The sequence below is a fragment of the Sporomusa intestinalis genome, from assembly GCF_055383785.1.
This window is the reverse complement of the sequence record NZ_AP042390.1, coordinates 3,913,553-3,932,352: the sequence shown is the minus strand read 5'-3', so window position 1 is coordinate 3,932,352 and position 18,800 is coordinate 3,913,553. Positions and strand designations below refer to the sequence as shown.

Genomic DNA, 18,800 nt, shown 5'->3' with positions numbered 1-18,800 from the left:
AATTTTTTACATTTAAGCCCATAAGGATAAAATCCTGCCTGATTCTACAAATCCTGGCAGGATTTTATGTTGCTGTTCCTGAATGTTATGAATAGTAAATTTTTATGGAAGAACTTATTCAAGCAATAAAAATAACAAAAGTCGTTTCGTTAATTTGCAAGCAAAGGAGACCAACATGAGCAACGCAACAAAAGGCCTTACGAATTATTTCCGCAGTGCTGTAGCTGCTCAGGCTAATATGGGGATTGATTTTAAGAAAGATCATTATCAGATTATCGCTGCTGAGGAATTAGTGCGGGGCGAAATTCATCCGGCTGCCTGTGAGGCTATCTTTGCAGAGGATCGGAAACAGAGCCGCAATGATGAACGTGAAGCCAAGAAATCGTTGCTCCATGTTATCCTATGCGCTAAAACGATCAAAACGATTTTTACGGACAATACGAAAGTTCAGGATGAAATCGAAGAATTAACGGGAGTCTTTTATGTTCCGGCTATTCTGAAGTCAAACGGGAAACTGGAATTTGATGACGGTGATAAAAAGCTAGCCTGGTTTCCCAGAGAGTATTTGCAGCCAATGGTGGAGCCCAAACTGGCAATCGGCGATGCGGTTGTGCTTGACGCGTTTATGAGCAATCATGTGGACCGGATTGAAAAAATCGCAGACTGGTCCAGCTATGTTGCCTTCTTTCAGGGACTTTACGAAGCGGTGACGGAATCGAAGTTCGGACAACAAAGCATTCGCAATCTGGATGAAAAGGAACCATCCTTTGCATTGGAAAACAACGTCTATATGTTTCTGGATAATACGGTAAACTCAACCTACCATATCATGAAGCTATATAATCATCTGCGGGAAAATGACCAGCCGAATGCTCTTTATAAACAGTTTCTGTCGACAGAGACAGAGCCGGCTATTACCCTTGTTGGCAACGATTTAGCGGCAATGCAGCAGCATTGCGGACAAATGGGCGGCAGGTATCCGTTGTCTCCATCGCAGCGGGAAGCGGTGAATCATTTTAATGTGATGCAGGATGGCGAAATCCTGGCGGTTAACGGACCGCCAGGAACGGGGAAGACCACTTTGCTGCAATCCGTTGTCGCCGATATGTATGTTAAACGCGCAATACGGCGGGAAAAAGCGCCGCTTATTGTGGCGGCCTCAACCAATAATCAGGCGGTAACCAATATTATTGATTCTTTCGGCAAGATCGAAACCGTGGGAATTGCCAACTTGGAAACACGGTGGATTGACGGCGTAAATAGCTTTGCCGTCTATTTTCCCTCGGCCTCTAAACAAAGCGAAGCAAAGAAAAAAGGGTATCATTATACTAACCAGAAAGGCGAATTCTTTGTTGCCGATGTTGATAATGACGAGAATATAGCGCGAGCGGCAAAGCAGCTGCTGCAAAATTGTAATGAATATTTCGCAACCAGTTATCAGGATCTTAAAGCCTGTGAGAATAAGCTGCACGAAGAGCTGTTGTTCGTTGAAGAAACTAAAAACACGTTGCTGGCATTGGCTCAGCGTTTTGCCGGCTATGGTTTGGGTGAAGACAATATCGAGCGGTACCTGACTGGTTTGGACGCCCGCATTACGGAAAGGCAAGCGCTTCTTGCCGGGATCCGGCAGCGGGTGACGGAATGGGAGCAGTGCTATCAGCGCATTCCGCTGTTTTACCGGCTGCTAAGGTTCATTAGCTACTTTTCCAACAAGATCCAGACGGAATTTCGCCTATTCATCAACCATGAAGAGCAAGCCTTTATCAATGAATACATGAGCTTTGATGAGATAAAAGAAGTCTATAGCCGGCAGCTTGCCGAGCACAATCGCGTGCTTGCTGCAGACGTAAAGCAAAAGCAGGAGCTGGAGGCGCTTAAACAGCAATATGATGATACGTTGGCGCGGCTGGCACAACATCAGGTTGTTTTACATCAGAATACAGACGAGAAATACAGGCTTCAATTAGATTTTGTTAACGACTTAGCCGATCAGAAAATCAGATACATTGAGTTTTGGCTGGCCGTTCATTATTTCGAATGCAGGTGGGCTCAAGGCGAAGATTCGCTGACAGAACAGCAAAAAGGGAAAAGCTTCCCAAATGTCTTGACGCAATTTTATAACCGCCTCAGTATGTTGACCCCTTGCCTGGTGATGACCTTTTTCATGCTGCCAAAACAGTTTCTGGCTTATGGTGATCAAAAGCAATTCTTTTTGTACGATTTTATTGATCTGCTGATCGTTGATGAAGCCGGCCAGGTTTCGCCTGAAATTGCCGTCGGCGCCTTCTCTCTGGCCAAGCGGGCTGTTGTTGTCGGCGACACTTACCAGATCGAACCGGTATGGAGCGTGAACCGGGCCCTGGACAAAGCATTGGCGTTAGCGAATGGCGCCATCCAATCATTAGAGGAGTTCGAAGTGCTCGAGCGAGCCAGTCTCACTACTTCGAATTCCAGTGTTATGAAGGTAGCGGCAAAGTGCTGCCGCTATGAGAAGTTTGAAGCGAAGGGCCTGTTCCTTAGCGAACATCGCCGTTGCTACGATGAGATTATCGATTATTGCAACGCACTGATCTATAAAGGCAATCTGCAACCCATGCGGGGCAAAGGGAAACAAGACCGGAAGCGCGCTATCGCTCAATGGCCACAAATGGGTTTTAAACAAATTGATTCTGAGCATTCAACGAAAAAAGGCACCAGCAGGTTTAATCAATTGGAAGCGGAACAGATTGTAGCGTGGCTGCAGGCGAATTATGCTTTTATAGCGGCTGCTTATCCGGAAGAAAAGCAGGAAAACCTGATCGGGATTATCACTCCGTTTAAAGCCCAGGCTAACTGCATCGAACTGGAACTAAAGAAAAGCTGCACCAGCACTACTCAGCAATTAGCGTTGGCACCATACACACCTTTCAGGGAGCGGACCGCAGAATTATTATTTTGTCTACCGTATATGGCAAACAGGACGGATGCTTTTTTATTGATGCCAACAAGAGCCTCATGAATGTGGCCGTATCCCGTGCCAAAGACCATTTCTTCCTGTTCGGGGATCTCCATTGCTTGAAAGATGTACAGAACAGCGCAAGCGGGCTGCTTAAGAAGTGTGTTGGAGCAGCGGAGCTTGCGGTGTGAAACCTTTTGCTTAAAGGCTCTAAAATTGATTCTTGTAGGAATCCTGACGAATGGCTGGAGGTTTTTTGTTATGACTATGCCAACCCATAAAGACATTATGCTGCCTTTTTTGCAGTGGTTAGCTGATGGTAACGTGCATTCGCTAAAAGAGCTTCATCAAGTATTAGCAGACGAAATGCAACTGGATGAAGAGGAACGGACCCGTCAATTGCCGTCCGGTTTGCAGTCCATCTTCTATAATCGCCTTGGTTGGGCCCGCACATATTTAAAAAAAGCACGGCTTATTGAAGCGATAGCATCCGGGCAATTCCGTATTACCGAACGGGGGCGGACCCTGCTACTACAAAAACCTCCCCGCATTGATATGTGCATATTGAGCCAATTTCCTGAGTTTAGAGAATTTAAACAGCAAGTCCGGCCTAAGGATGACCAGTCTATACCGGATGATAATAATGACAAAACGCCACGGGAAATGCTTCATAACTATTATCAGGAATTGAGAAATGCGTTAGCTGATGAACTATTACAGCAAATCGCCGACCAGTCACCGAAATTCTTTGAACACTTAGTTCTGGATTTGCTACTGAAGATGGGGTACGGCGGTTCACGGGAAGATGCCGCGCAGGTAGTCGGCAAGTCCGGTGATGAAGGGATCGATGGGATAATAAAAGAAGACCGCTTAGGCCTGGATGTCATTTATGTGCAGGCTAAACGGTGGAAGAATTCTGTTAGGAGTCCTGATATTCAAGGATTTATTGGGGCCTTGCAACTCAAGGGTGCTCATAAAGGCATCTTTATTACCACTTCCGCTTTTACTGCGGCAGCCCGCGATGTAGCCACCAGAATAGGTAACCGAATCGTATTAATTGACGGAACGCAGTTAGCACAGCTGATGATTGATTATGGCGTTGGCGTGACTACCGAGACTACATATGAAATTAAACGGATTGATTCGGATTATTTTGTGGAAGGGTAAAAGGATATCCGATAGGTCTCGAGTTTGAAATATTATAGTATTTGTCAGGGAACATGAAGGTCGGCTTTTTTGAAATCTAACCCTTTTTTTAGAAGAAAGATGGCGAACAGTTTGCAGCTGACATGAAGGCGGTGCATTTAACATGCGGATGTACGTTGGGATTACTGATTTTGAATGGTTTAAGACTTTAAAGCAGGCCAACTGTGATGAGGTTAATTTTTGGAAACCGGGGGGCCGTACAAACTTTAAAGCATTGCATGAAGGCGATATGTTTTTGTTCAAATTACACAGCCCTCAAAATTATATTGTTGGTGGTGGCTTTTTCCTGAAGTTTTCCATACTGCCCTCTTCGCTGGCATGGGAAGCATTCGGCAGCGCTAACGGAGCCAATAATTTATTGGAACTCAGAAGCCGGATATATAAGTATAAAAAGACAAACCGTTTATCCGACCCAGATCCGCAAATAGGCTGCATCATCCTCACCATGCCTTTTTACTTAGAAGAAAGAGACTGGATTCCCGTTCCTAATGACTGGAACCGCAATATTGTACAGGGGAAAAACTATAACGCTTTTGAAGCCACTGGACAAGTATTGTTTGAGCAGGTGCAAGATAAGCTCAGAAAGCAAGGATTGGTGCAATCGATTGTCAAAGAAGGAGCGTTAGAATATCGCTACGGAAAAGAACAGCTCATAAAACCAAGAATTGGCCAAGGCGCTTTTAAGGTATTGATTACAGACGCATATCAGCGCAGATGTGCAATTACAGGCGAAAAAACATTGCCCGTTCTTGAGGCAGCTCATATAAAGCCCTATAGCCTTAACGGCCCGCATGCGATAAATAATGGCTTGCTTCTCAGGCGGGATTTTCATACCCTGTTTGATCGGGGCTACATTACTGTTGATAAATCACTGACCGTAGAAGTCAGCCATCGCATTAAAGAGGATTTTGGCAACGGCAAGGAATATTATGCTCATCATGGCAGTAAGCTGATCATTTTGCCTGAACGGAGAGAACAGTTGCCAGACCCGCATTATTTGGAATGGCATAACGAAAATGTTTACTTGGGATAAACGCACATCAGACAATATGAGAGAAAGTTAAGACCATATATATTATATGGGAAGCAATTGCTATATTGCGAAAATATAAGACCGGAGGATATTTATGCTCAATAAAGCTATCATGATAGCTGTTGAAGCTCATGCCGGACAAATAGATAAAGCAGGAGCACCATACATTTTTCATCCTTTTCGCGTGATGATGTCAAGCACTAGTGAAATTGAACAGATATGCGGCGTTTTGCACGATACTATTGAAGACAGCAATATTACACTGGAATTTTTGCGCGCAGAAGGTTTTTCAGAAGAGGTTATTGAGATTTTAGACTGTTTAACAAAACGTACTGAGGAAAGTTACGATGAATTCATTAGCAGAGTACTAAAAAACAAAACAGCATGTCGCATCAAATTGGCTGACTTACACGATAATATGGATTTATCCCGGATTAAAGATATTAGTGAACAAGATAAGATAAGAATGGAAAAATACCGTAAAGCCGCCATGAAAATATATGATGCACTGTCAATGGAACTTGAATCTAAAGATGAGCGGATCATAAAAATAGACGGGTGTGTATCTATTCAGCCCTATCTAACACATGATGAATTTATAGATCGGTTTATACGTTTTGTAGAAAGCCATGGCTGGTACTTTGGCGGAGGTACAGATGATGTTACTGACAATGATGAGTCTGAAGTTTGATCTATTGTGTTCGAAAGTAGAATTGAATTTGAGTTAACTTTCCTTTATACTCCGTGAACGAGGTATGGCTAATGATACAAATAAATAAAAAAGGTGCCCCAAAAGGACCATTCCCGTTGCCGTCCCTGAATTCTGTCGAGTGAAAGTACAATAAAAAGGCATAAAATGACTCAAGAGAACCGTCCCCGTGAGTCATTCCCCGTGAGTCATTCAGGAGATTTATAATAATTAAATGGAAGGATTGATTTAATGAATATTGAACATTCAAATACTTTTAGGAGGGCTTTGAAGGATGGAATAAATCTATTTCTAGGATCAGGGTTTTCTGTACACTCTAAAGACGCTAAAGGTCAGCCATTACCCGTTGGGAAAGAATTGGCGCAAGAGTTAGCTGTTAAGTTTAAGTTGCCATCAGCGCTCGGACTGTCAGAATTAGCGACTATTTTAGAGAGAACTAATAGAAATGAATTTTATAGTTATCTTCAATCTAGGTTTTTTGTCGAAGAATGCGATATACGATATATGATAATAAATAAAATTGCAGTAAAGAGTATTTTTACGACTAATATAGACAATCTTGTTTATAAAATTTACAGTAATAATACAACATCATACTTAAACAATATCATTAACAGCGGCACTGCTTTTGCTGACCGGAATGCTGTTGATTATGTGCCGCTCCATGGGTGTGTATGTTTTCCGGACAGTAAATTTGTGTTTAATACTGTAGATTTGGCTACAGCATTTTCGCATGATAGAGATACATGGCATTTCTTGCGTGAGCGAGTTCAGCAGTTTCCAACTGTATTTATTGGATATAGCTTTAGTGATGCAGGTGTTATACAGGCGATGTATCCTTCTGGAGATCAACAACATAACACAAAATGGATTGTGTTAAAAGATTGTGATGAAGGAAGTATGCAATACTTTAAAGCACTTGGGTTTAATGTAATACAATGTAGTTCAGGCCAGTTCCTAGATTATCTCTCGAATGTTGATTTGGATTATGATGTTGCTGATATAAAAGTTGCACCTACAAAAACAATATTTCCAAATGAGTGTATTCCTGAAGTTGGTAGTGTTCCAGTCAGACCTCTAATCAACTTTTATTTAGGGGAACCACCGATATGGTCGGACATTCTAGATAATAGAGTATATCGTACATCACATTTTGAATCTATTAATGATTTTATAGATTCGGGCAAAAATTTGGTAGTACTTGGGACACCTGCATCAGGCAAAACTACGTTGATGATGTTAACGGCCGCAAATAAAAAGTATTCAGGGCATAAGTTGGTTGCAAATGCTTTAACTAGAGAAAAAGCAGAATTTATATTAAAAGCATTAGATGGAAATAAGGCCATTGTGTTTGTGGACAATATAGCAGATAATATTGAGTCATTTAATCTACTTGTCCAGAGTCCAAATGTTCAAGCGATTGGATTTGAAAGAGAATATCATTATGAAATTGTGTCACATAAAATTGAACGGGACTTATGTAATTTCTATAATGTCACAGATATTACAGAACAAGATATGCAAAGTATTTTCAATCGTATACCGCCAGAGATTCGTAAGATTTCATTGCGAACGGCGAGAAACGATGGTGATAAGCCTTCCTTATTTGAGTTTATTAATTTAAATATTAATAAACCGCACATAAATGAGAGATTTACTTCGGTTATTCGTGACCTTGAAGGTAAGTCGACAGATTTATCTGATTTCTTTATGATGTGCTGCTATGTACATTCGTGCAGAACACCAGTTTCACTTGATATGATTCTTGCTTTTTTTAGAAATACCATTTCACAAATCCAAGATATCTATGATCTCAAGCGTACATTAGGTAGTATGATCATAGATTATACTGGTGATTTGATTGACGAAACACAGGATTATTTTTGCCCACGTTCTTCAATTTTATCAGAGACAGTGCTTAGACGTGTTCCTCCCAAAATATTAAAACGGACAATTTGGCGCTTCCACGAAAGTGTATCTCCTTTTCGTATTTGTCGCTATGACATTTTTAAAAGGCGTGCTTATGATGCTAATCTCATGAAATATGCGTTTATTGACTGGGAAGAGGGGAAAAGCTTTTATGAAATGGTTTATAATCGTGATCAATCACCTTATTTGCTACAACAGGGAGCATTATATTTATCTTACAAGAATAAATTTCCACAGGCGTTTACTTGGATAGATGATGCTTTATTACTGTCAAAAAACAGGATTTTTTCGATTAGAAATTCCCATTCAATTATTCTTTTTTCGGCTAATATAAATGGGGATGATAGCAGTGCTACTGTGCGTGACACTCTTGATCGTAGTATGCAAATACTAAGTGAGTGTTATAAGAATGATAAAAGAAAAATATACCACGCCAGTACTTTTGCAAATCAATCTTTACAATACTATGGTAAATACCATGACACGGTTGCCGAAGATTATTTAGAGACTGCATTTAAGTGGGTATCCGTTGAAGCCGCTAATCACGCTTGGAATTATGAACTACGGGAACTTAAAAAGAGCCTTTCTTTGCTAAGAAATAAATATTTATAATCAATTGATTTGTCTCATATTATCCTAGCGGTGTTTACAGCAGTTAAAATCTATGATGTCCCTCGCTTTGGGAGGGGTCAGGGGTGGGACCCTCGCTGCCGCAGGCTCTGCGGACGTCGGCTAATGTTTTTTTGCCACAGCTGCTGACTGGCGCGGCGATTGATGCAGTTTTTCAAGTGCCGTGACGGCTGGTAGCGGAGGCGGCAGCCGGTGACATAAAGGCCGTTAGAGGATGTCAGCAATTTGCAATAGGCTCCTCCAGGGCGCAGTAGCGCGACTTGGTAGGTTGAGAATTAATTGGATATTTATTGTATTTGACGTAAGGTTATTGCCGCGTGTGAGCAGAGGCGCACAGACGGCAATAACCCGTTAGTCAATATTATCAGATTGATTGTCCTAGTGGCTTATATTGAGGTAAGCCATTAAATAGAATACCAGTACTTAATACTGGTAAATTTTTTAGTCATTCTGATTATATTAGTGAGTTGTCCTGGATTGTCTTAATGGTGTCCAATAATAGATGTTGTTAAATTGATGCCTTTAAAACAATTGCAGTATATCACATTTATATAAACCGTAATTGATTACTATCTCTAGGCTTTATCTGATCTGCCGACCAGATAATCTAGCGACACATTAAAATAATCAGCAAGGGAAATAAGCCTAGCAATATTGGGTTCTCTCTCCTGATTCATAAAACCTCCAGGCGCGAGTGGTCACGTCTAGTAAATCGGCTAATTCCTGTTGTGATACGTTATGTTTTTGTCTTAACTCTTTTAATCGACTTGAAAAATTCATAAAAACTCTCCTAAAATATTGATAGGAACAATTTGTTCTTATATAATAAAGAGGAACAAATTGTTCCTAAATGATTTTTTCAGAAAGGCGGTAAATAAAAGAGGGTAGCAACCCTAAACTAGAGCAGACTTACAGAATGTTAGCCTGCATACAAGGGCTAACATTCTGTAAGTCTGCTCCAAAATATGTCTCAAAGACATTGTTGCCTATCGTCATAAACAGGCAATTGCTACCAATGGAGACAAATCGAACGGAAACAGGGGTGTGTTTCACATGCGATTGTCTCCATTATAGCGCAGCCAGCGCTTGGCTTCAATGCGAGCGCGGAAGAATACGGCAAATAGTTACAGACGGAAACCTGCAAAGAAGTTTGCGGGGGAATTTTTGTTGTCGCTATGGGGGAGTGAGGGGAGAAAAAAGTAATAATTCTGGACCATACTGCATAGAGTGAAGCAAAAGAACAACTGTATGTATCCAGGGGATAGGTGCCCGCAAGGGCTTAATAGGGAAGCCGGTTAAAGGCCGGTACGGTCCCCCCACTGGAAGAGTAAGGCCTGACCCCAAGGACCACAAATGTCGTGGATTATGAAGTTGAATTTCTTGAAGCACGTGGTCTTTTGTTCCACTCTGGGATGAATACAAAGTTGACATCACGGGTAGACGTTGCAGGATTTTAGAAAAATATTATTTGTTAATTAACTTTTGATTGACTGATTCCCATAGATATAACGAAGCTACCGTGCAATAAGGATCCCACTTATTTTTCAATTCATCTAAATCAGCAATGGTCGGTGTACCGTCAAGATTATAAAGCCATTTAATTGCTCTCTGTAATCCTACATCCGCCCTCGAAAAAACATTGAGCCTTCCTAAAGAAAAAATTAGAAACATCTCGGCAGTCCATCGTCCAATCCCTTTAACTTGAGTTAGTTTATCAATAACTGACTCGTCGGGGAGATTTAACAAAAGGTTAAAATCAAGATTACCGTCTAATACACTACTTGATAAGTTTTTAATATAGGCTATTTTAGGCTTAGATATACCTATAGAGCGTAGTGATTCGTCAGTACAAGAAAGGAGTATATTTGGGGTAATTTGACCACATATTTTAAAAAAACGCTGACGCAGAACATTTGCAACAGTTGATGATAGTTGCTGACCTATTATTGAATAAACTATAGACTCAAAATAGTTTGTTCTAATGCTAAGTATATAACAATCAATTCTGCTTATTAAATAACTCATTCTTTCATCTACGCCTATTAAATACTTAATAGGCGTACTGTTTTTATCAAAAATAAACATATTTTCCATAATGCTCCAAATATTTAGTAAATCCTCTGCTAAATGAGGCAGAGGATTTATTTAAATTTTATTTATCATAAGTCTGGAATTATTTCCATAATACTAAAAAATCATTAATTTCTTCAGATTCTTCGCTTATAAATAAAGAAAAATCTCGAATATTTATTACTTCCTCTTGCTGAAATCGGCTGTTTTCCTTGGCATCCTTGGGTTTAGCTACAAAATCTCCCATGCGTTCAAGCCCATTAGTTAATCTCCGTAAGGTTGTAGTAATAGCTACTGAGCTATTATCAATTCCTATCCAATTACGTCCTAGTTTAGACGAAACGGCTAATGTTGTTCCAGAGCCCGAAAAGCAATCCATGACTATATCACCGGGGTTTGAAGACGCTTCAATAATTCGAGCTAGCATATCAGGATTTTTTTCTGTGGGATAGCCCGTAATTTTAATGTTTTGATTATGAGCGTCCCGAAATTCAAGCCAAATATCTTGAACGGGAACCCCTTTACTTTGGTCAATGTATACTTTGCGGCGTGGATTTCCAGTAGAAGACCAGTGGATTTCTCCTCGTGCCTCCATTTCATCAAGTGTAGAAGGCTTATATTGCCAATGTTTTCCGGGGGGAGGATTCATACCGCGCCACATCATACCTGTTTCACCATTTCGAACTCCAGGTGCATGAATAGGAACCTTTTTATATCGTCTACCAGTGCCTTCTTCAGTATAATTATATTCTCTTTCAATACGTTCTTGTGTCCATGGCTCGTAAGAGCGATTCCAAGTATAATTATCGGTCTTTGAATAAAACAAAATGTAATCTGTGACATTGCCATAAGTCTTACGAGTATAATTTTTCGGATTACACTTTTTTCGAGTAATCCAGTTTCGAAAGTTAGAACTTCCGAAAATCTCATCCATTATAATTTTAATGTGAAATGCCATATTATCATCCAAGTGAATATAAATAGAACCGTCATCTGCAAGCAATTCTCTAATCAAAATAAGCCTTTCCCGCAAAAACTCAATATAATGTGAACCAACTAGCAAGTCAGAATAAGCATCATTCTGTGAGCGAGACTGAAACACACTATTAGTTGCAAAGGGCGGGTCAATATAAACGAGTGTTACCTTACCTCTTACCGATTCGTCATCGAGGAGAGAAGCTAAAATATTTAGATTATTGCCGTAGTATAGGCGATTCTTTTGATTTTCCCCTTGCCAAATCGTAGTTAAACTAGCCCTCTCGGTGCTTAAAATTTCTCCTTCACTACGCTTGCCTACATAGGAAAGCGTAACATCTAAGCCCCCCACTTGTGTAGCAAAGGGAACTATATTACTTGTCCATTTATTTTTTGGTATTCCAGTAGCCACGCCTATCTCCCCCGTAATACGATTATGAGTTTAACCAATCAATTTCAACTCTCTCTGGAATCATACGAAGAGTAGCAACCAGAATTTTACCACTCCATCTATTCTCAAGTTTTACATAGTCATCCCACATTGAGCCTAGTAGTAATCCCGGTCCATCGTTTAAAAAGATTACTTTCGTTTTTAAGTTATTCGTCTTAGCATAATTAAGAATCTCATCAGCACAGCTAGTGTAGCCACCTGTGCGATCATCTTCCTGTGCTCCACCTCTATCACCATCATACCGGGCTAACCCGATAGCCAATATCTCTTTTGTGTCTTTGTTACGAATAACAAAGTCTACAGGGCGACTTGGATTTGGATAATTATTAAATACATTACCTAGTAAGATATCTTTACCTGCTCGCTCTGGTCCTGTTACATCCAAGTCAGGAAAGTGCAACCGAAAAATTGAAAAGAAGCGTTCTGTCAAGTCATAACCCTTTTTACCACGGTCTTTATACTCCCAAAGTATAGCACAAATAGCTTCATCTGGTATCGGACGTGCCATATATGCAGCTTGAACCTCATGAATTGGCCTAAAGCCAGAGCCAAATTGTTCACATATTTCATTTGCTTTTGTTTTCTTCTTCAGCATTTCAACGGGCGTTTCAGGGCTAACATACTTTCTAAAAACCCGCGAAAGCTGAATCCTCATCCAACCATCTGGAACATCTGCAATTTGCAAAAATAATCGAACCGAAGATTCAGATGATTTTAAAAGTTGACCAAACATAACTAATACAGGCTTGTACAATTCACAAGCATCTTTTAATATATCAGGATAATATTCGCCTGAAGCTAACGTAATCCAATTATGACCATCAATTTTATAATCAGCTAAAGATTTTCTTTTTGTATCAACCATTATTAGCCCCCCCATTAATTGACCTATCAGGATTATTCGGCAAAAAGTTGCACATTCCCTGCATTTTATAAGTTGTCATAATGCAATAAAGCCATTAATTGAATGTCTCGATTGTAGAGGAAGCAAGCTTAAAACGTATGTGTTATATAGTATTTTAAAGTATTTTAAAAATGCCTAAAACCCCCCCCTCCTCATTTACGAGCAGTGATGTTTTAGGCACTTTTTTACTTGGAAATTGTTATCATCTTCTTGGATCATTCAAACATTCTACCAAGTAATCAAAAGATACTTTAAAATAATCGCAAACCGTAAATTTATTATTATCTTCGGGCTTTATCCGACCTGCCGACTGATAATCTAGCGACACATTAAAATATCAGTAAGGGAAATAAGCCTAGCAATATTTGGTCTCTCTCTGATTCATAAATACTCATGAAAATCAATTTTGGGCGGAGTTCAAAATTGACAGGATACTTTCGGATTCGAGTAAGCAATCAAACATAATTTTTGACATTGGTCGTTTGGAGTTGCTTTTTTCTTTAATTTAATTTGGATTAATTTAACTTGCGGAATGTGGGTTAAAAAAAGTCGCAAGAATTTATTTTGTATTTAAATCAATCTTAATTTGCCCGTTCTTTGTTTCGTATGCAGTTATATGAGCTTTTATAATCATTTCTAGTTCCTTATTGACTGTTCTGAAGTTATTGTCAGCAATATAGCGGAATTTTTCAAGTATCTGTTGGTCGATACGAAGTGTAAACTTAGACGTATTTGATGACATTGTAATTCCCCTCCGATAGAGTCTAATTACAATAACTGTATATTAAAAGAGATGCAAAAGGCATATTGGCGGCAAAATGACGGCATGATATGATTGAGATGTATTATGGAACATGAGGGTGCCTACATTGGGAATGAAGTGGCTTGGTCGACTTGAGTCCCGCTCTACAGAAAGGAGGCGTATAAAAGAGCAGTTTAGACAACGGGTGTAAACTCTTTATCCTGTAAAAAAAGGGAAAGCCTATCTAGGAATGTGTCTGAAGGACACTGGAATTGATACTGCGTTACATCAACCGCAGTTGGTGGCTGACTTCAATGTAGGTGCTAAGAAAATGCAGGACCATTGTTACAGCGGTAAAGCTAATAAAAGAATCTGTAGAAAAACTGTTGTCGTTACCTGAAAAGAGGAAAGAAAAAAAGTAATAATTCTGGACCATACTGCATAGGGTGAAGCAAAAGAGACAATTGTATATATCCAGGGGATAGGTGCCCGTAAGGGCTTAATAGGGAAGCCGGTTAAAGGCCGGCACGGTCCCGCCACTGTAACGGGGAGCAGTTCCGCATATATACCACTTTAGCCTCAGGCTTGGGGAAGGTGCGGGATAAGTGATGAACCGGAGTCAGGAGAACTGCCTGTCCGGCAATCGCCATGTGTACCTGCGCGGACAGGGAGGAGATTATGAAAAATTACCGGAAAAATCCGGCGAATTGGCATGACACTCTCTTTGCGGGAGTGTTTTTTTAGTGCATGTAAACAAAAGTATAAGGAAAAAACAAAGGACTGATCATCTTTGAACCATACATATAAAATCATTTGGAACCGGGCCCGTGCCTGCTGGCAGGTAGTATCGGAGCTGGCGAAAAACACCGGCCGGATAAAATCAGTTCGCAGCAGCAGCGGCGGGCGCGGGGCCAAACACCTGGCCCTCAGTCTGAGTTGGCTGGTAATTCTGAGCTTAACATCACCACTGATTCCCACAGTAGCTGCCTTTTCACCGCCAGACGATACAAAGAATACCTGGACCTTCCTGGGCGAGGTGGACGGTTACGCCACCTGGACATCCACCACTACGGACGGTGGCAACGGGAACCTGGCGACCACGCTGAAAAAATATCTTACCGCTATCGTTGTCAATACCGGTGAACGCTGGCGGCCCCTGGATATGCGGACACCGGCAACTGCTTCTGCGGCCGTGTATACAACCGTAAGCGACCTGACCCTCAACGCCGGCAGTATGCTGGATCTGGCCGGCCGGCAGGCCCTAGTTTATCCCCCTTCGGTTCAGTATCCTGACGGGTATGACAACACGCAAAACAGAATCAGTGGCTATCATTTTACCATGGATAAATTGACACTGACTGGCGATACTGTCTTTCGCATCAATACCAATGTAAAACAAAGGGGTGGCAGTGGTGGTCTTACCGGGGCGAGCATCACTGTCAGACAACTGGATAGTGCCGGCGGCACGGTATATATTCAGTCGGCCTATGACCCGGCCTGGAAGGAACTGGTCAGTGGCGCCGGCGGGATTTATGAACGCAAGACCTTGGATTTGGATTATGTTGATTCAGATAATTATAAGAATTACATCGCCGCTGATTTCAGCGCTGCCGATTACAGCAAGGTCAACGTAGTGGGGCAGGCCTCCCTGATGGATGGGCCGCTGCGGCTCTACGAACTGGTGCCGGTCATCGACTGGAACAACCTGCAGGCTGGCAAGGCCGTGCTCGTGGCCCTCAAAGCCTACAACACCGGTGTCATCTCCGAATCCGGCAAAATGGCCAGGGATGCCCAGCTGGCTTTCCGCAATGTCTGGCGCAGGGAAGAGGGCAATCTCTTCCACCGTATGGATGAACTGCATACCCGTCACTACCGTCAGGACACGCTATCCCCGGCCTCCGCGGGGGACAATCCGGTAACCGAAAACGTCTGGGCCCATACCTACCGGGGCAAGCTCAACAACCAGGGCGCCTACGGGCGCAGCAGCAGCCAAAGCTATGACGGGCTGCTAGCCGGGTTTGATAAAGCCCGGGAGGGCGACTTCTATCGTGGCACCCTCTACTATGGCCTGCTGCTGGGACGAAGCAATGCCGCTACCACCTACGTCACCGGCCGGGGAGACCTGACAGGCACTAGCCTTGGCGCCTATGCCTCCTGGACCGGCCACAACGGCCGCTACCTCGACCTGGCGGCCCGGATGACCAAAATCGAAAACGACTACCATTTCTATGACAGCGACAGTGCCAACACCGCCCGCTATGACAGCTGGGCCAGCGGTCTCAGCGCCCGCTACGGCTACCGCCGGGACCTGGCCAACGACTGGTATGTGGAACCCCAGGTTGGCTTAGCCATCGGCCGGATCGACCAGGTCACCTATACTTTGCCTAACCAGCTGACTGTCAGTCAGACCGCCGACCGGCCGGTAGTCGGCCATCTCGGTGTAGCTGTGGGCAAGGCCTTTAGCGATGACCGGCAGCGCGGCCAGGCCTATGTCCGGCTCATCGCCCGCCATGACTTCGGCAGCAGCAAGCTGGAAGCCCGGTACTCCGGTGATCGCGAGGCCCTGCGAGTGGCCGGCCAGGACACCTGGCTGGAGTTCAGCCTGGGTGCCAGGCTGAACACTGCCCGGAACAGCACGGCCTTTCTGGAGGTGAGTAAGTCCACCGGCGGTGATGTCCGGCAGGACTGGCAGCTCAACGGCGGCCTGGCCTGGAGGTGGGGCCTACCGGCCAAAGGTGGCAAAGCGGCGGTTGTTCAACCGGTAATGGCTGCTGTGCCTGCGGCTAACAGCCTGGCAGCTGCCACTATGACGACGACGGCCGCTGGCAGTCGGGCAAATGCGCCAGACGAAGCCGCCGCCCTACAGCCGGAGGCCGCACCTGACCATAATCAGCCTGCGGACAGCCAGGCAACCGTGGCTGCGTCGGCCGGCACACGGCGATCTGGCGGTCCGGTGCCGGTTAAAGCCGCTGCACCAGCGAGCAGCCCGCTTGCATCTGCCACCCTGGCCGCAGATGCGGACTACGCACTGGCGCCGGTGACTGTAGAGGCCCCGCGCCCGGAATGGGAGCGGGACCTCTCGCCAGGCACCGTGTCGGTCATCCGGCCGGAAGACTTCCAGGGCGAGCAGAAGACGTTGCCTGATTACCTCGAAACTGTGCCTGGCATCCACATCCAGAAGGTCCGGGGCACTAGCAACTATAGCCTGGCCCGGGTCCGGGGCAGCACCGCCGCCCAGGTCGGCATCTATCTGGACGGCGTGGAGATGAACCTGACCTCCGAGACCGGCGTCGACCTGTCGGCCATTCCTGTGGACAATGTGGCCCGCATTGAGGTCTACCGCGGGTATGTCCCGGCCCGGTTCGCGGGCGCTCCCATGGGCGGGGTGATTAACATTGTCACCAAAAAGCCCCGGGACAGCGGCGGCTCCGTAGCGGCCGGCCTGAGCTCCTTCGGCGGCTACAAGGGCAACCTGGAGGTTGCGGCTCCACTGGGTGAGGGCAGCTTGCTCTTGGCCGTCAACCGCGACCAGAGTGATGGCGATTTCAGCTATACCAACCGCTACCATCCCCAGACCCCGTACGGAGCAGGGCCGTTGACGGCTGAGCGGCGGACCCGGCGGGACAATGACTATCACCTGACCGACGGCCTGCTCAAATGGCAGGATGAGAACTGGCAGGTCAAGCTAGCGGTCAAGGACCACTTCCGCCATTTCCCCTATTGGTCTGCCGGCAACGAGCACAGTGACGACCCTGGGTATATTAACCCCGAGCCCCGGGCCAGGCTGGCCCATCCTTCCTATCAGGAGATCAGGCAGACCGACCTGGCGGTGGGCCGGCGGCAGCAGGCCGGCAACCTGGACTGGGGCTGGCGGCTGGACTGGCGGGACTCGGAGAAACAATGGCGCAGCGGCTTGCAGGAGATCGCCCATGAGTCCTATTATCCCGGCCAGGCCTGGAGCAACCTCCGGAGCGAACGCTACGGCGGGGTCCTGGACGCGGCCTGGAAACTGGGCAACAGCCATCTACTGGAATTCTATGCCGGCTATTCGCGCGAGAAAATGGATAACGATTTATCAGGGCTGGCCGGTTATGTGGAGGGAAAAACCTCAGTTGCCGCCTATAAATGGCTGAAATATTACCAGATTGACCGCTGGCACCTTCAACTGCAGGATACGATGCAGCTCAACCGCGCCGGCACCTTCCAGCTCACCCCGGTTCTGAAGCTGGATAAGCTCGATATGACGGCCTACAAAGAAGACGGTAAGGATGCCTGGAAATATTCCTTTGGCCTGGGGGCGAAAAAGGCCCTCGACGACCACTGGACCGTGCGCGGCAGCTGGGGTACTTTCCACCACTTCCCCAATTTCTATGAAATCTTCGGCGATGGCGGTTCGATGCAGCCACCGCCGCAAAGCTTCCCGCCGCCGGACTTTGAGCATGGCCTGAACTGGGATGCCGGCGTTACCTGGCAGGGTAGGGCGCTGGCCGCCCAGGCCGAGGTTACCATGACCTATTTTTCCAATCATACTAATAACCTGATGCTGCTGAATACCACGCCGATGGGCACCGCGTTCTACACCAACGGCGGCGACGGCAAGGCCAGCGGCGTGGAACTGGCCGGCCAGTTTACGTGGGACCGCTGGGACCTGCAGCTGGCGGCGACCTGGACCCGGACCAAGATCCTGGGCTGGGGCGACATGTACAAATATATGGGTATGCCGGACCCCGATCCTTACAAGCTGGGCTCGCCCTATCCCTATATTCCGGAATGGGAGGGCAATGCCCGCCTGACCTACCGCTTTCCCGGTGACCGGCTGTCCCTGTTTGCCGAGCATCACTATACCGGCAAAGTCCCGATCAGTGTGGATAGCAGAGGGTATGGCAAGTGGCAGGAGGCGTACGGGCTGACCAACCTGGGAACCCGGTATACCATTGACAATCAGATCAGGCTGAATGCCGGGGTAAATGACCTCTTTAACCAGGGATCGGATGTCGTATACGATGTTGTTAATTCCGCCCATAGCGAGGATGGCCGTACTATCTATTATCCCTTGCAGGGCAGGACATATTATCTGACCATGCAATATCTCTTTTAATGATTGTCGGTGTTGTAGTTAGTTAACTTTTAGGAATATCAGTTGAAGGGGGCTGAACAAAAATAACTCAGTTACTGGTGGTAGTTTGACTAGGGAATTAGTAAGGAAAAGGAGGTTT

General features: G+C 44.8%; 12 protein-coding genes and 2 riboswitches. Of the genes, 7 read left to right on the top strand and 5 right to left on the bottom strand.

Going from position 1 to position 18,800, the window contains the following annotated elements:
- Positions 1-175 precede the first annotated feature (175 nt).
- From ACZ481_RS18500 to ACZ481_RS18475, 6 genes are all read left to right on the top strand, one after another.
- Positions 176-2,998 carry a DEAD/DEAH box helicase gene (locus tag ACZ481_RS18500; protein WP_464766810.1) on the top strand — a complete coding sequence of 941 codons (2,823 nt, stop codon included), beginning with the start codon at positions 176-178 and terminating at the stop codon, positions 2,996-2,998.
- Positions 2,935-3,126: a hypothetical protein gene (locus ACZ481_RS18495; RefSeq protein ID WP_464766809.1), complete on the top strand. Its 192-nt coding sequence runs from the start codon at positions 2,935-2,937 to the stop codon at positions 3,124-3,126. Before ACZ481_RS18500 ends, ACZ481_RS18495 begins: the two co-directional genes overlap by 64 nt.
- Positions 3,127-3,196: 70 nt before the next feature.
- Positions 3,197-4,102 (top strand): restriction endonuclease, encoded by a 906-nt coding sequence (locus ACZ481_RS18490; RefSeq protein ID WP_464766808.1) that lies wholly within the window; start codon positions 3,197-3,199, stop codon positions 4,100-4,102.
- A gap of 148 nt (positions 4,103-4,250) precedes the next feature.
- The gene (locus tag ACZ481_RS18485) at positions 4,251-5,174 is read left to right on the top strand and encodes an HNH endonuclease (RefSeq protein ID WP_464766807.1); all 924 of its coding nucleotides are present in this window, start codon (positions 4,251-4,253) and stop codon (positions 5,172-5,174) included.
- Between the two features lie 94 nt (positions 5,175-5,268).
- A complete protein-coding gene (locus ACZ481_RS18480; protein ID WP_464766806.1) occupies positions 5,269-5,865 on the top strand; it encodes a hypothetical protein in 597 nt (198 codons plus the stop codon).
- Positions 5,866-6,114: 249 nt separating this feature from the next.
- Entirely contained in the window at positions 6,115-8,424 is a 2,310-nt protein-coding gene (locus ACZ481_RS18475; protein WP_464766805.1) for an SIR2 family protein, read from the top strand.
- A gap of 663 nt (positions 8,425-9,087) precedes the next feature.
- Here ACZ481_RS18475 and ACZ481_RS18470 read toward each other — a convergent pair.
- The 5 genes from ACZ481_RS18470 to ACZ481_RS18450 form a co-directional block, all read right to left on the bottom strand.
- Entirely contained in the window at positions 9,088-9,222 is a 135-nt protein-coding gene (locus ACZ481_RS18470) for a helix-turn-helix transcriptional regulator (RefSeq protein WP_464766804.1), read from the bottom strand.
- A 465-nt stretch (positions 9,223-9,687) separates the two neighbouring features.
- Positions 9,688-9,796, top strand: a riboswitch (cobalamin riboswitch).
- A gap of 110 nt (positions 9,797-9,906) precedes the next feature.
- Positions 9,907-10,536: a DNA-3-methyladenine glycosylase family protein gene (locus ACZ481_RS18465; protein ID WP_464766803.1), complete on the bottom strand. Its 630-nt coding sequence runs from the start codon at positions 10,534-10,536 to the stop codon at positions 9,907-9,909.
- Between the two features lie 79 nt (positions 10,537-10,615).
- A complete protein-coding gene (locus tag ACZ481_RS18460; protein WP_464766802.1) occupies positions 10,616-11,899 on the bottom strand; it encodes a site-specific DNA-methyltransferase in 1,284 nt (427 codons plus the stop codon).
- A 22-nt stretch (positions 11,900-11,921) separates the two neighbouring features.
- Positions 11,922-12,803, bottom strand: coding sequence for a hypothetical protein (locus tag ACZ481_RS18455; RefSeq protein ID WP_464766801.1), 882 nt, complete (start codon positions 12,801-12,803; stop codon positions 11,922-11,924).
- A 598-nt stretch (positions 12,804-13,401) separates the two neighbouring features.
- Positions 13,402-13,584, bottom strand: coding sequence for an Arc family DNA-binding protein (locus ACZ481_RS18450; protein WP_464766800.1), 183 nt, complete (start codon positions 13,582-13,584; stop codon positions 13,402-13,404).
- Between the two features lie 466 nt (positions 13,585-14,050).
- A riboswitch (cobalamin riboswitch) is annotated at positions 14,051-14,234 on the top strand.
- Between the two features lie 140 nt (positions 14,235-14,374).
- Between ACZ481_RS18450 and ACZ481_RS18445 the strand changes: the two genes are divergently transcribed.
- The gene (locus ACZ481_RS18445; RefSeq protein WP_464766799.1) at positions 14,375-18,682 is read left to right on the top strand and encodes a TonB-dependent receptor domain-containing protein; all 4,308 of its coding nucleotides are present in this window, start codon (positions 14,375-14,377) and stop codon (positions 18,680-18,682) included.
- The last annotated feature ends 118 nt before the right edge of the window (positions 18,683-18,800 follow it).

Coding starts and splice junctions, on each gene's coding strand:
- ACZ481_RS18500 (WP_464766810.1), top strand. CDS start 176: ATGAGCAACGCAACAAAAGGCCTTACGAATTATTTCCGCAGTGCTGTA.
- ACZ481_RS18490 (WP_464766808.1), top strand. CDS start 3,197: ATGACTATGCCAACCCATAAAGACATTATGCTGCCTTTTTTGCAGTGG.
- ACZ481_RS18485 (WP_464766807.1), top strand. CDS start 4,251: ATGTACGTTGGGATTACTGATTTTGAATGGTTTAAGACTTTAAAGCAG.
- ACZ481_RS18480 (WP_464766806.1), top strand. CDS start 5,269: ATGCTCAATAAAGCTATCATGATAGCTGTTGAAGCTCATGCCGGACAA.
- ACZ481_RS18475 (WP_464766805.1), top strand. CDS start 6,115: ATGAATATTGAACATTCAAATACTTTTAGGAGGGCTTTGAAGGATGGA.
- ACZ481_RS18470 (WP_464766804.1), bottom strand. CDS start 9,222: ATGAATTTTTCAAGTCGATTAAAAGAGTTAAGACAAAAACATAACGTA.
- ACZ481_RS18465 (WP_464766803.1), bottom strand. CDS start 10,536: ATGGAAAATATGTTTATTTTTGATAAAAACAGTACGCCTATTAAGTAT.
- ACZ481_RS18455 (WP_464766801.1), bottom strand. CDS start 12,803: ATGGTTGATACAAAAAGAAAATCTTTAGCTGATTATAAAATTGATGGT.
- ACZ481_RS18450 (WP_464766800.1), bottom strand. CDS start 13,584: ATGTCATCAAATACGTCTAAGTTTACACTTCGTATCGACCAACAGATA.